15 protein-coding genes are annotated in these 12,771 nt (G+C 70.0%); 6 read left to right on the top strand and 9 right to left on the bottom strand.

The window, feature by feature from the left end; all coding sequences use genetic code 11:
* Nucleotides 1-290 precede the first annotated feature (290 nt).
* Genes ACFCLZ_RS29525 through ACFCLZ_RS29515 form a run of 3 tightly spaced genes read right to left on the bottom strand, consistent with a single transcriptional unit; the run spans nucleotide 291 to nucleotide 1,835 of the window.
* Nucleotides 291-1,130 carry a helix-turn-helix domain-containing protein gene (locus ACFCLZ_RS29525; protein WP_380280900.1) on the bottom strand — a complete coding sequence of 280 codons (840 nt, stop codon included), beginning with the start codon at nucleotides 1,128-1,130 and terminating at the stop codon, nucleotides 291-293.
* On the bottom strand, nucleotides 1,127-1,639 hold the full coding sequence (locus ACFCLZ_RS29520; RefSeq protein ID WP_380280898.1) for a DUF6879 family protein: 513 nt from the start codon (nucleotides 1,637-1,639) through the stop codon (nucleotides 1,127-1,129). Before ACFCLZ_RS29520 ends, ACFCLZ_RS29525 begins: the two co-directional genes overlap by 4 nt.
* Nucleotides 1,623-1,835, bottom strand: a complete 213-nt coding sequence (locus ACFCLZ_RS29515) for a hypothetical protein (RefSeq protein ID WP_380280896.1) — start codon at nucleotides 1,833-1,835, stop codon at nucleotides 1,623-1,625. The genes ACFCLZ_RS29520 and ACFCLZ_RS29515 overlap by 17 nt, the downstream gene beginning before the upstream one ends.
* Nucleotides 1,836-1,957: 122 nt before the next feature.
* Here ACFCLZ_RS29515 and ACFCLZ_RS29510 point away from each other — a divergent pair, with 122 nt between their 5' ends.
* From ACFCLZ_RS29510 to ACFCLZ_RS29500, 3 genes are all read left to right on the top strand, one after another.
* Nucleotides 1,958-2,347 carry a hypothetical protein gene (locus tag ACFCLZ_RS29510; RefSeq protein ID WP_380280894.1) on the top strand — a complete coding sequence of 130 codons (390 nt, stop codon included), beginning with the start codon at nucleotides 1,958-1,960 and terminating at the stop codon, nucleotides 2,345-2,347.
* Between the two features lie 168 nt (nucleotides 2,348-2,515).
* Nucleotides 2,516-2,827 carry a hypothetical protein gene (locus ACFCLZ_RS29505; RefSeq protein ID WP_380280892.1) on the top strand — a complete coding sequence of 104 codons (312 nt, stop codon included), beginning with the start codon at nucleotides 2,516-2,518 and terminating at the stop codon, nucleotides 2,825-2,827.
* A gap of 166 nt (nucleotides 2,828-2,993) precedes the next feature.
* Nucleotides 2,994-3,524 carry a GNAT family N-acetyltransferase gene (locus ACFCLZ_RS29500; protein WP_380280890.1) on the top strand — a complete coding sequence of 177 codons (531 nt, stop codon included), beginning with the start codon at nucleotides 2,994-2,996 and terminating at the stop codon, nucleotides 3,522-3,524.
* Here the strand turns inward: ACFCLZ_RS29500 and ACFCLZ_RS29495 are convergent, their stop codons facing one another.
* Nucleotides 3,525-4,352 (bottom strand): HEAT repeat domain-containing protein, encoded by an 828-nt coding sequence (locus tag ACFCLZ_RS29495; RefSeq protein WP_380280888.1) that lies wholly within the window; start codon nucleotides 4,350-4,352, stop codon nucleotides 3,525-3,527. It lies immediately after the preceding gene.
* 255 nt (nucleotides 4,353-4,607) lie between these two features.
* Between ACFCLZ_RS29495 and ACFCLZ_RS29490 the strand changes: the two genes are divergently transcribed.
* Nucleotides 4,608-6,176 carry a M4 family metallopeptidase gene (locus ACFCLZ_RS29490; RefSeq protein WP_380286318.1) on the top strand — a complete coding sequence of 523 codons (1,569 nt, stop codon included), beginning with the start codon at nucleotides 4,608-4,610 and terminating at the stop codon, nucleotides 6,174-6,176.
* Nucleotides 6,177-6,251: 75 nt separating this feature from the next.
* Here the strand turns inward: ACFCLZ_RS29490 and ACFCLZ_RS29485 are convergent, their stop codons facing one another.
* On the bottom strand, nucleotides 6,252-6,728 hold the full coding sequence (locus tag ACFCLZ_RS29485) for a hypothetical protein (RefSeq protein WP_380280886.1): 477 nt from the start codon (nucleotides 6,726-6,728) through the stop codon (nucleotides 6,252-6,254).
* A 414-nt stretch (nucleotides 6,729-7,142) separates the two neighbouring features.
* On the opposite strand from ACFCLZ_RS29485, the gene ACFCLZ_RS29480 reads away from it, so the two are divergent.
* Together ACFCLZ_RS29480 and ACFCLZ_RS29475 are read left to right on the top strand one after the other, a co-directional pair.
* A complete protein-coding gene (locus ACFCLZ_RS29480) occupies nucleotides 7,143-7,778 on the top strand; it encodes a hypothetical protein (protein WP_380280884.1) in 636 nt (211 codons plus the stop codon).
* Nucleotides 7,779-7,956: 178 nt separating this feature from the next.
* A complete protein-coding gene (locus tag ACFCLZ_RS29475; RefSeq protein ID WP_380280882.1) occupies nucleotides 7,957-8,562 on the top strand; it encodes a hypothetical protein in 606 nt (201 codons plus the stop codon).
* 75 nt (nucleotides 8,563-8,637) lie between these two features.
* On the opposite strand, the gene ACFCLZ_RS29470 is transcribed toward ACFCLZ_RS29475, so the two are convergent.
* From ACFCLZ_RS29470 to ACFCLZ_RS29455, 4 genes are all read right to left on the bottom strand, one after another.
* Nucleotides 8,638-9,579, bottom strand: a complete 942-nt coding sequence (locus ACFCLZ_RS29470; RefSeq protein WP_380280880.1) for a hypothetical protein — start codon at nucleotides 9,577-9,579, stop codon at nucleotides 8,638-8,640.
* Entirely contained in the window at nucleotides 9,576-11,003 is a 1,428-nt protein-coding gene (gene guaD / locus ACFCLZ_RS29465) for a guanine deaminase (protein WP_380280878.1), read from the bottom strand. The genes ACFCLZ_RS29470 and guaD overlap by 4 nt, the downstream gene beginning before the upstream one ends.
* A 270-nt stretch (nucleotides 11,004-11,273) precedes the next feature.
* Complete coding sequence (locus tag ACFCLZ_RS29460) at nucleotides 11,274-12,143, bottom strand: hypothetical protein (RefSeq protein WP_380280876.1); 870 nt, start codon at nucleotides 12,141-12,143, stop codon at nucleotides 11,274-11,276.
* A 137-nt stretch (nucleotides 12,144-12,280) separates the two neighbouring features.
* Nucleotides 12,281-12,733, bottom strand: coding sequence for an NUDIX domain-containing protein (locus ACFCLZ_RS29455; RefSeq protein ID WP_380280874.1), 453 nt, complete (start codon nucleotides 12,731-12,733; stop codon nucleotides 12,281-12,283).
* Nucleotides 12,734-12,771: the final 38 nt, after the last annotated feature.

The raw sequence follows: 12,771 nt of genomic DNA, 5'->3' as shown, positions 1-12,771 counted from the left end.
TCACCTTCCGCTCACCTCAAGCCGATGAGCGAGATTCAATGTAGGGGCGGATCAGAGGGAGAGTCAGTCGGTTTCTCGTTGCCGCAAGAACTCCTCGCGGATCGCTCCGAGCGTCCACTATTCTCGCGCACCGCAGTCCTGCGAACATATCGAACAGAACTCCGAAGATATCGGGAGAGATGGGCATGGGAGAGCTCCCCGCCGGCGCAGTGGAGCACCCCGAAGCCCTCGCCCGGCCCGGCGGGAGTCGCCGAGCCAGGCGCGACGACGGAAGCAGGCATAGCCCGCTCTCACCCGCTGTCCCGATCATGCAGGTAGTCGTCCCGAGCGCCTTCGATGGCGGCTCGCACCTCGTCGCCGTAAACGGCGACAGCGGCGAATCGATCAAAGGTTTCCCGATAGATCCTGAGATCCTTCGGGTCCCGGGTTTTGATCTCCGAATGGAATGTCTCCACGATAACCAGACGATCGTCGTGCAGGCTGAAGCAGGTCATCGGGAAGTCGGGCATCCGGGCACGCTGCGGAAGCAAACCCAGAGCCACGTTGGGAAGCCTGGAAAGGGAGACGAGTCGGTCCAACTGCACGGCCATGACCGTCGATTCGCAGATTCTCCACCGGAGCACGTGTTCGCAGATGAGAAAGTGGAAAGTGCGGCTGCGGTCGTGGAGTGCCTGCTGCCGGGCCACTCTGGCGGCGATGGCCTTGGTCCGGGATTCCTCGGACAGATCGGGCAAAAGATCGAAGACAGCCGAGATGTACTCAGGCGTCTGAAGCAGACCTGGAACCAACTGGCCCTGGAAGAGGCGGAGTTCACTGGTGCGATGTTCGATGGCCTGGATCGCCTGCTGGTGTTTCCAGAACCCTGTGCGATGGATGAGCCGCCAGGCCGTCTCCTCCGTTGCGGCGACACGAGCCTGTTCCAGGAACTGCTCCTTCGCCCCTTCCGAGACGCCGAGCGCCGTGAGGATGAGGTCGACGTCCACGACACTCGGGAGCACCTTGCCATGCTCGATCTTGCTGAGCTTGCCCGCAGACATGGAGGCCCTACGAGCCACGGTGTCCCCGGTCAGTCCCGAGGCATTGCGCAGGGCTCGCAGGGCCTTCCCGATGGCTTCGGCAGCAGCGCTCAAGACTGGAGCTGCTGCCAGTACTCAGCGAAGGGAACCGCATGGGCCACGGCGATCTCCTGGTAGCGGCGGTACCGGGGGGTGGCCTCTGCGGGAAGCTCGTCGGCTCCGATGAACTTGCCGTCCGTCGTGTAGTGCATGCGGTAGACGTCGGTGTCGTCGAACAGCCAGAAGTCGTGATCCGGCAGTCCGGCCACCTGCCGGTCGGCCCGGTCGATGATGCCGATGGTCTCGCCCGCCGTGATGTTGCCGGGGTAGGCGGAGAGCTCGTACCGCAGGTAGTCGGTCAGCGGTGAGGTGACGACGTGGACGCGGGCCACCGTCTTGCCGAGATCCGTCATGGAGCGGACCCACGGGTTGTCGCTCCACTCGGGCGGCATGGGTCCGCCGGCGAGGAAGGCCGCGAACTCCTCCCGCTCCTCCTCCACGTCGTAGAGGTCCAGCGTCTCCAGCCGGAAGGCGGTGCGCTGGAAGTTTTCGAAGAGCCGACCGAATTCAGTTCCGTCGAGCACGGAAGTAGTCCTCCAGGATGTTCACGGGCACACGGACGACGGTCTCGCCTTCGGGGAGGCCGATCTGGGCGAGCTGTTCGGGATCGGTGACCACGTAGCCCTGAACGAGGAAGGCGGTTTCGTCCTCCGTTCCCCACAGCGTCGGGCACGTGCCGACCTTGCAGTTCGAGTCTCCGGACAGTTTGCGCAGAGCCACTGTTCCTCCTCGTTCTGTCGTCGAGGTCGATACTTCAGGCTGGTCCACCTGGAAGGCAAGGGCATCGGCTTTCCACTACGGGAAAGGGCGGAACGGGTGGTCCATCGCGGTAGCGTGGGGTGATGGACGAGGCGCCAACGCCGGTGGCGGGTATGACGATCAGTGTTCGGACGCGGCAGGACGTGGTGGTCGTCGATCCGGAGCGATTCCTTGCCTCGGCCCGGGCGGCGTACCGCGAGGAGTGCCCTGATGCCACCGAGGAGCAGGCGGCCGAGGTCGTCCGTGATGTGTACGACGCCGTGTGGGCGCTGGTGGACCGCTTCGGTCGCCTCGCCGCCGACGCGCCGGAGTCCGGTGGGCTGCCCGGCCGACGGATTCTGGGACGCCCGGACGGGCTTTCCCCGGCGGGCGAGTTCAAGCGCATCGTGCTGAACGATCCACAACCACTGCAGGACTACGGCTGCTTCATGCCTGAGGAGTACGACCCGTTCGCCGTCCCGCCCGAGGGGTGATGCCGTCCGGCGGCGCCCTGCGGCTGACGGGCGCCCGCATGGTCCGCAGGAAGTCGGCCGGCCCGACTTCCTGCTCCGCACCGGTCCGCGCCCTCCTCACCGGGGGCTTCCTGCGGGGCAGTCCAAGGACCCCTTTCGCCGACGGGTCCGTGCCCCACAATGGGTCCCGTGATCGGTTGGGTGCGCGAGCGGCGTCGGCGCAGGGCGGAGGCGCGGGAGGCCGCGCTGGTGGAGGAGTTCGTCGTGGTGGGGGCCGACGGCGGCGAGCCGTTGGCGGTGGTCTTCGAGCCGATGGGCAGCGAGTACGAGGTGCCCGCCGGCGAATACCTGACGGTCAGGTTCAAGTCGCCACCCGGTAGCAGCGGCTCGGTCGAGCAGCGGTCGGACTACCTCTCGGCCTGCCCCGCGCTGTCGGGCACGATGACCGCTTGGACCGCCGACGGGGACGAGATCGACCTGATCACGGGCTGCCCCTGGTGACGGCGCCGGCGCGGCGGCGGCGCCCGGCGGGTGGACCGGGCGCCGCTGGGCGGGTGGGCAGGATCACGAATCCTGATATCTCCGGTTCCTCCGGGCCTCACCGGGCTCGGCGGTTCGTGGGAAGACCGGTTTCCAGCGTGATTTGACGGCCTGTTAGCGTGTTCGCATGGAAGATCTTGGACCGGTGTCCTGGCCGCCCGCGCCCATCAGCACCGAGCGGCTCGTGCTCCGCGCGCCCGAGGCGCGGGACCGTGCGGCGTTCGTCGAGTTGCTCGCCTCGCCGGAGGTGCACGTCTACCTCGGCGGGCCCCGGCCCGAGGAGGAGCTTGAGCGCGAGCTGCCCGGCACGCCCGAGCCGTGGCCCGGGAGCTTCGTCGTCGAGCTCGACGGGTCGATGATCGGCCACGTTCTGCTCAGGAGGGCGACGGGGCACCGCCGCCCGGCCGCCACGGGGAAGCTCGACCTCGGCTACCTGTTCCTGCCGCGCGCCTGGGGGGCCGGGTACGCCGCCGAGGCGTGCGCGGCGGCGCTCGGCTGGCTCGCCGAGGCGCTTCCCGGCGAGCCGGTGGTGCTCACCACCCAGAGCGCCAACGCCGCCTCGATGCGGCTCGCGGCGAAGCTGGGGTTCACCGAGGTGGAGCGGTTCGAGGCCTGGGGCTCCGAGCAGTGGCTCGGCCTGCGGTCGCCGGACCGCTGATCACCGCGCCGCGCGCGCCTCCCGCGCATCCCTCGCCGACCCCACCGCCTCCCGGACGTCCGGGTGCGGGTCGTCGGCGAGCCCTTCCAGCAGTTCGGCGGCCCCGGGGGTCGACCAGTCGGCGACCGTCATCACCAGCTCCTCCCGGACGTCGGGGTCGGGGTGGGCGGCGAGGCGGGCGAGCTCGTCGACCGGGCCCCGCCGGCGCCGGAGCACCCGGAACCAGTACAGGGCCTCCCGCAGCTCCGTCGGATCGCCCGGATCGCCCGCCGCCGCGATCCTGGCGAGCAGCGCCCGGGCCGGCGGCGGCGGGCCGTCCAGCGGATGCGGTAGCCGCTCGCGCAGCCGCCGCGACCCGTACTCGCCGCGCACCCGGCACCCGGAGCAGGTGCAGGGCCGGACGCCGTGCGCGTCCGGCCGGTACCGCCAGCCCACCACCTGCGGCGCGGCGCGCACCCGGTGCACCTCCCCCGCCCGGATCGCCCGGGGCACGAACACCTCCCACCCGCGCGGGTCCTCCAGCGCCGCGATCCGCCGCACCGCCTCCGCCGCCGTGACGGTCCGCTGCCCCTGCCGCATCCGCTCCCCGTACGGCCCGAGCTGCACCGGCTGCGCGTCGTCCAGCCGGACGTGGACGGCCACCTTCCCTCCCCGGCTGTCGAACCGGCCCAGCTCACGCATCCACTGGTGGGTGAGCGTGTACGACGGCAGCACCGGGAAGCAGTACACCCCCCGCGTGCCGTCCTGGCCGTGGCTCACCGCCCGGATCCCGGCCCGCCGGATGCGCGGCGCGTTCGCCGTCGACGTCACGTGCACAAACATCGCCATGCGTCGGAATGCTAAGCGCTGCCCCGGGAAGCCGCGGCGGACGGCGTTCGGTCGTCGCGACGGAAGCACGGGTTGAGCCGCGACATTCCATCGCTATTTGAACACAGAGATACGGCTTGACAACGTTATGTCCGTCCTCCTGGTGCGAACTGACGGATCGTCGTCAACCTCGATGGTGGCTCGTCTCCCCGCACCGCTACCACCCCAGGAGTCAGAGTGAGCACCACCCCCTTCTCCCCCCGCCCCCTGGCGGCCATGGCCGTGGCGGTCGTCGCCGCCCTCGCCGCCCTCGCGATCCCGGCCACCTCGGCCGCCGCCTCCACCTCCGCGTCCGCCGCCGGCGCGCGGGACAGCGCGGTCGCCCAGGCCCTCGCCAACGTCGCCGGCAACGCGGCGGTGTTCGGCTTCGGCCCGAGCCAGGAGCTCGTGCTCAAGGACGTCGTCCTCGACGCCGACGGCGCCTCGCACGTGCGCTTCGACCGCACCTTCCGGGACCTGCCGGTGGTCGGCGGCGACCTCGTCGTCCACCAGGACGCCCGCGGCCGGTTCAAGGGCGCCAGTCGTGCCGCCGCCCACGACCCCTCCGTGAAGTCCACCGTCCCCCTGGTGGCCGCCCAGACCAGCGCCGCGAACGCGCTCGCCGCCTCCCCCGGCATCCAGGACGCCGTCAGCACCCCCGAGCTCGTCATCTGGGCCGCCGACGGCACCCCCCACCTCGCCTGGCGCACCACCGTCCGGGGCAGCGGCGACCACGGCGGGCCCGTCGGACGGGTCGTCGTCACCGACGCCGTCAGCGGGGAGCAGCTCGCGGCCTACGACGACGAGCACCAGGCCGCCGGCACCGGCAACTCCGAGTACACCGGCAGGATCACCATCGACACCACCCCGATCAGCGGCGGCTACACCCTCACCGACCCGGTCCGCGGCCACGTCACCAAGGACGCCAACAACGCCTCCCCCGGCTCCGTCAACGCCGGCTCCGGCACCACGTTCACCAGCACCACCAACGTCTGGGGCGACGGGAAGAAGTTCTCCACCAACCGCGCCACCGCCGCCGTCGACGCCCACGCCAACACCGCCTGGACGTGGGACTACTACAAGAACGTCCACAGCCGCAGCGGCATCAGGAACGACGGCAAGGCCGCCACCGTCTTCGTCCACGTCGGCACCAAGTGGGACAACGCCTCGTGGTCCGACGGCTGCTTCTGCATGAAGACCGGTGACGGCAACGGCACCACCGACCCCGAGCAGGTCGACCTCGACACCATGGGCCACGAGATGACCCACGGCGTCACCAGCGCCACCGCCGGCCTGATCTACCAGGGCGAGTCCGGCGGCCTCAACGAGTCCACCAGCGACATCTTCGGCACGATGGTGGAGTGGTACGCCAACAACCCGATCGACACCCCCGACTACCTCTTCAGCGACCAGTCCACCCCGCCGTGGCTGCGCCGCTTCGACAAGCCCTCGCTGGACGGCGGCTCGGCGGACTGCTGGAGCAGCACGGTCGGCAACCTCGACGTGCACTACTCCTCGGGCGTCGGCAACCACTGGTTCTACCTCGCCAGCGAGGGCAGCGGCACCAAGACCATCAACGGCGTCACCTACAACAGCCCCACCTGCGACAAGTCCACCGTGACGGGCGTCGGCAACCAGAAGATCGCCCAGATCTGGTACCGCGCGCTGACCGTCTACATGACCTCCACCACCACCTACAAGGACGCCCGCACCGCCTCCCTCAACGCCGCCGCCGACCTGTACAAGGTGGGCGGCGCCGAGTACAAGGCGGTCGCCGCGGCCTGGACCGCCGTCGGCGTCAACTAGACCCGCATCCGCGGAACCGGCCTCCGACCATTGTCGGAGGCCGGTTCACCCGCGGGTCGGCTCCTCCGGGACGCCTTACGGGTACCACGGGGGGCCGAAGGTGAACGGGTTCCACGGGGTCCAGCCGCCGTTCACGTCACGGATCCGCGCCCAGTAGCTGCCGTCGGAACCGCGCCCGCCGATGAGCAGGTTCCCGCGCCCGTCCCACTTCTGGAAGATTCCCCCGCTGAGGACGCCGCCGAGCGTCACCCACGTGCTGACCGTGCCGTTCGGGTTCATCCACCGGGTCCACAGGGCGTAGTCGGTTCCCACCGCGAACGCCTGGAACGTCCCGTCGTCGAACGTCACGTACTGCGGCTGGCCGAACCGGCCCCCGCACCTGATCGGCCCCCCGAACCCGGGAAGCTCCCTGACCTCCTCGGTCGACGCGTCGCACACGAGCTTGACCGGGTACGTGACGGCGTGGGCCGTGCCCGCCGCACCCACCGCGCCGCCGGCCGCCAGCGCCATGGTGGCCACCGCCACGGCAGCGGCCTTCCTGATCCTCTGCATGCCCAACCCCAGGTGACGATCCGCACCGCTCCGCCGGGCGGCGGAACAGGACTGCCGCACCCGACCGCCCAAGCACTTGCGGTCCGGGTACCGGCCTCGCCGAGAACCCTCGGGATTCCCTGACGTCTCGTCAATGTCCTTGCGCCACCGAGGTACCGGCGGACCGGATCGTCTGCCTCAACGCGCACGACCTCCACGCCGGTACAACCCCGCGACGCCGCCGACCGGTCGTCACGGGAATGCGCCGGGAGCCCCGGCCGTCCGCCGAGAGGCGGACGGCTGTGCGGACTGCGCGCCGTAACCCTTCGTATGCGGCCGAAAATCTGTCCGATTTTCGCGTGGCCCAGGAGTGACGCATGCCATTTCATTGCGTACACAAAGCAGTTGCTCCAGGCATCGGAAGGGAACGTCATCATGCGATTCCGCGCACTGACCGCCGTCGCGGCGCTCACCGCCCTCACGGTCCTCGGGGCGGTCCCGACGGCGCAGGCGGCCGAGCCGGCCGAGCCGTCCGCTCCCGCGACGACCGCCGAGGGCAAGCTCCGGAAGCTGACCCCGGAGATGGCCGACGCGGTGAACGCGGCGCGCGCGGGAGCGGCCGACTCCGTCGCCGGGGTCACCCCGCACTTCGTGTGCTTCCGGGCGCACTTGCGGAACGCGGGGTGGAGCAACACGGTGTGCAGCGACGGTCCGGGCTTCACCGGGTTGGAGGGGAAGAACGACCCGATCGACGCCGTCAGGTTCACGGTGGGCGGCGGCTTCGACTTCCGCGCACAGGTGCACTTCGCGAACACCGGGACCACGAGCGAGATCCATGTGCCGTCGGGCTCCGAGTACGAGTTCTTCAACAACGGCAACGCGATCGAGGCGATTCACCTGCGGAGCCTCAACCACGCCATGAAGGCCGCCGCCCACGTACAGAACGTCGGCTGGAAGGGCACGAACACCTGGGAGCGCGACCAGTGGATCGGCAGCATCGGCGAGGCCCGCTGGATGGAGGCGTTCTGGATCGACCTCCCGACCGGCCTCGAGACGCTGACCGGCCAGTGAGGCCGGGAACCACCGCGCGCTGAGCACCACCGGGGTCGGCGGCGTGTCGGCGTCGATGCGGGTCCTTCACCGGGCATGGCCGGAAACCTGTCCGGTTCCGGCGCGGCCGGAGCACGGCTCTTCTCATCTCATGTTGTTTGCAAGGCAGTTGGCCCAGCAAACGAACGGAGAAGTGATCATGCGATTCCGCGCACTGACCGCCGTCTCGGCGCTCACTGCTCTCACCCTCCTCGGCGCGGTTCCGGCGGCGCAGGCGGCGGGCCCGTCCGCCCCTGCGGCGAACACCGAGGCCTGGGTCCAGAAGCCGGCCCCGGCCCGGGGCCAGGCGGCGAACGCGGCACACACGGAGGCCGCCGCGTCCGGCGCCACGCTCCAGAACGCGCATGTCCTGTGCTACCAGTCCCACTCGCGGAAGGCGGGGTGGACCGCCAGCCTGTGCACCGACGGCAGCCCGGGCTTCACCGGCACCACGGGCCAGAGCGACCCGATCGACCGCGTCATGTTCACCGTGTACGGCGACCTGGACTTCAACGTGCAGCTGCACTGGTCGATCGACGGCACCGGCCTGGACCGCCACGTGGTGCCGAACACCTCGGTCGAGGTCTACAACGTCAACGGCAACCCGCTCGAAGCCATCCGCCTGCGGAGCACCAACGAGACCATGAAGGCTGCCGCCCACGTGCAGAACGTCGGCTGGAAGGGCACGAACCTGTGGTCGTACGACCAGTGGATCGGCAGCATGGGCGAGAACCGCTGGATGGAGGCCTTCTGGGTCGCCATCTGATCCGGCGGCGGTGAGCACCGCCGGGGTCGGCGTCGTGTCGGCGTCGGCCCCGGCGGTTCCGCCTCGGCGCGGGTCTCAGGCCCGGTACACCAGGTAGAGGAGGCCGGAGTAGGGCGCGGTGTCGAGCCCCGGATCCGCCTTGTCGGCCGGGCCGGACTGCTGCGTGCTCCAGCCGTACTCGTCGTGGTACTTCATCCAGTGCAGCTTGCCGTCCCCGGAGTCCGGGCCCCGGTAGAAGACGCTGTAGAGGCCGTCGTTGTACCGGGACAGCCCGGGCGTGCGGGCACCCTTGACCGGCGTGTCGAAGTGGTCCTCGACGCGCTGGTCCTGGCCCCACACCCCCGTGCTGCTGTCATAGGTGATCCAGTACAGCTGGTCGTCCGCGCCGTCGTGCAGGACGTACAGCAGGCCCTTGTACCGTTCGACGGCGAGGGCCCGCCTGACGGGGATGCCCCCGGGGATCGGCCGGTCCTCCCCCCAGGCCTCGGCGTGGGTGTCGTAGGTGATCCAGTTGAGCCGGCCGTTCTCGTCGTCGTGCACGCAGTACAGCAGCCCGTCGTAGACGGTGAGCGCGGCCGGGTCCGCGGAACGGACGATGCTGTGCGAGCTGTCCTCCAGCGGTTGCCAGTTGCGCCAGCCTGCTTCCTCACCCTCCGTGTTGTAGCGCGACCACCAGAGGCTGTTGTCCTTCGCGCTCCGGTGGTTGACGCAGTACAGGAAGTCGTTGGCGTGCGTCACCGCGGGGGCGTCGGCGCAGGGAACGGCGCGCCCCTCCGCGTCGAGGACGGGCTCGTCGTCACGCCATTTCACGGGCTCCGCCGCGGTCTGGCTCCACCACAGGGTGCTGGAGCTGCCCGCCATGTCCTGGTGGAGGCAGTACAGCAGGTCCTTGTACGCCTCGACGGCGGGCCCGAAGCTCGATTCCGCTCCGGGGATCTCGGGGACCGACTTCCATTTGGGGGACGGGGCGTCCTTGTCGTAGGCGGCGCACCGCAGTTTTCTACTCCTGGGGGTCATGATTCCGCTCCTCTCGTGTCGGTCAGGCGAACGGGCAAGGGTTTGGGGCAGGCGTCGCGGTAGTGGGCGAGGCGTCCGGCGATGTACGTGGCCAGGACGGTGCGGTCGTCGCCCATGACCGCGAGGGAGAACAGCAGGTCGTCGATGGAGTCGTCGCCGGCGGTGCGCGCGTCCAGCGTCGGGGTCGCGGCCGGGTCCAGCACGATGAAGTCGGCCTCGTGGCCCGGTTCCAGGGAGCCGATCAGGTGGTCCAGGCGCATCGCCGTCGCCGAGCCGACGGTCGCGAGGTAGAACAGCTGGACCCCGTCCATCGGATACTGGCGCAGCGCGCCGACCTTGTAGGCCTCGCTCGCGGTCTGGAGCAGGGACAGGCTGGTGCCCCCGGCGACGTCGGAGCCGAGCCCGACGGGGACCCGCCGGCCCGGCTTGACGGCCCGCTTCATGCGGAAGAGGCCGGAGCCCAGGAACAGGTTCGAGGTCGGGCAGTGCGACACTCCGCTGCCGGTCTCGTGCAGGCGCCGCCATTCGCGCTTGCTGAGGTGGACGGCGTGGGCGAAGACGGCGCCGGGGCCGAGCAGCCCGTGCTGCTCGTAGACGTCGACGTAGTCGCGGTACTGCGGGGGCGGGAAGAGTTCGGCCACCTGTTGGATCTCCCGGACGTTCTCCGAGACGTGGGTCTGCAGGAGGGTTCCGGGATGCTCCCGCCACAGCGCGCCGGCCACGCTCAGCATCCGGGAGGTGCAGGTGAAGGCGAAGCGCGGCGTGACCGCGTAGACGCTGCGGCCGACGCCGTGCCACCGTTCGATCAGCTTCGCGGAGTCCTCGTAGGCCTGCTCGGGAGAGGAGTCCAGCATCTCGGGCGGGGCGTTGCGGTCCATCAGCACCTTCCCGGCCGCGAGCCGCATCCCACGGCCCACGCTCTCCTCGAAGAGCGCGTCGACCGACTGCGGGGAGGGGGCGCAGTAGACCATGGCGGTCGTCGTCCCGCAGCGCAGCAGCTCGTCGCAGAACAGGGCGGCGATCGGCCGGGCGTAGGCGGGGTCGGAGAAGCGGATCTCCTCCGGGTAGACGTAGTCCTGGAGCCATTCGGGCAGTTCCTCGCCGTAGGAGGCGATGATCCGCATCTGGACGTAGTGCGCGTGGGAGCCGACGAGGCCCGGCAGGATCAGCTTGTCGCGGTAGGACTCGACGGTCACGCCCGGCGGGAGGGCGCGGACCAGCCGGCCGTAGTCGCCGGCGGCCACGATCTTCCCGTCCTGGCAGACGAGCAGCCCGTCGTCCACGTACACCAGCGCTTCGTCACTGGACGTGAGGAACGGGTCGTCCCGGAACCAGACGAGGCGGCCCCGAACCGCTGTCGTGCCCTGGCAGCGGTGGTGGGACCGGCCGGGGTCCGGGGCATCAGGTGCGTGTGAGGAGCGCATGGCGGCTGCCTCCTAGAGGTGAGACGGCCAGAAGGCGCGGGGGTCCCCCGCGAGGAGAACACATCAACCATAGGTAGGGCCGACATCGTTCGCACGCCGACCATTGACGCGCGGGCCCCGTGACGGCTACGGCCCGTGACCTCGGAACGGCGCCGGCACGCAAAGTGGCCGTCCGCAGGGGCAGGGCCTACCTTGGCCATGACGGTCCGTCAGGGGCCGGAGGCGACGATGGCCGACGGGTCGATAGGGGCCGACTCCTGACTCGGAGGGCTACTCGCCGGGATCCGGCCCGGCGTAAGCCGGTGAACGAAAGATGCGCGGGAACGCTCGGGCGCCATGACGCCGGTCGAGCCAGCCGGTCAGGCCGGAGAGGTCTCCCCCGATCATCGCAGCAACGATGAGGCCGTGCAGCGTGCCCGCCTCGGCCCCGCCCGTTTCCGCCAGGAACTGCCGGTACCGCATCCCGACGCCGTGCTCGTATCCGGCCATGGCCAGACGGAAGCGGCCGGCAACGCCGGGATCGGCGTCATCGAAGTCGGACGGCTCCAGGCGGCCCGTGGTGTCGCGGAACGCCAGCCGGCCGGGCGGTGCGATCAGCTCCGTGAGGCCGAGCCGATCGGCCACCGTGGCGGCGATGGTTCGCGCCTCCCGGTCGGTCGCTCCCTCCATCACGATCCCCAGATTCCGGGTCGAAACGGCGTCGTCCTTGTCCCTCGCCGAGTAGGTGCGCCCCTGCGGGTCGCGCCGGTTGATCCCGTACCGACTCCGCACCACGCGCCCCTCCTGGAGCCGGTACTCCCGGAATGACCCCCAGTGCAGGCAGTCATGCGCGTAGCTGCGGAGGAGGTCGAGCGCCACCAACTCCGGTGACGCCAAGCGGGGATCGCTCAGCCGACCGTACCGAGTGATCACGGATGCCAACTGCAGGTGCCGATAACCCTGGTTCGGATGGTGGAAGCCACCGAACGCATCAGGCCGGGTCGAGCGCACCCCGACCCACACCCGGTCGATCGGCAGCAGTTGGTTCAATCCCAGCTGCCGGTAGCGGCTGGCCAGGAGGGTCGCCCCCTGCCGGAACACCTCCCGTGCCGGCTCGTCCGCCCAGGTGTCCAGCACCCAGTGCAGCAGCGAGAACGTCACGTGCGGGTGCGCCTGGTCCAGCGCGGCCGTCGCCCGTCGTGCGGCCAGCAGGTGCGCCAGCTCGGCGCGCTCGGCCGGGCCGCCGGCCAGGTGCTCGTTCGGCCCCAGCCACGAGGGCGTGAGCGAGCAACCGAGTGTCAGAACCGCTGACGCCTGATCAGTTGCCGGTGCGACTCCTGCACTCCCTCGGGAAGATCGTCCGGCGAGAACCATCGAGCCTCCAGGATCTCGAACGAGGCCGCCTCGATCCGACCGCTGACATACAGCGCCTCGTAGGCGACTTCGACGCGCAGTTTGTATCCGCTCTTCAGGTGCGCCAGTTCGCCCACCTTCACCGTGAGTCCGGTCTCCTCCCGGACCTCACGCACGATCGTGTCCTCGAAGCTCTCGCCCTTGTTGGCATAGCCGGTCGGCAGACCCCACTGCCGCCCTTCCGGCCACAACCGGTGCTTGAGCAGCAGCACCCGGCCTTCCTCGTCGCGGACGACGCCGGTGACCCCGACCATGAACTTCGAGTGCCACAGCCACAGAACGCGCCACTGCACCGGCCCACGGATGAGCCGCCAGAGCTTCGCAACGATCTTCTTCATGGGTCGCCCCTTCATCGCTCCCCTTCGCTTGGCTTCGC

This window comes from Kitasatospora purpeofusca, assembly GCF_042691725.1.
GTDB lineage: Bacteria > Actinomycetota > Actinomycetes > Streptomycetales > Streptomycetaceae > Kitasatospora > Kitasatospora purpeofusca_B.
This window is presented reverse-complemented; position numbering and strand designations above follow the sequence as displayed.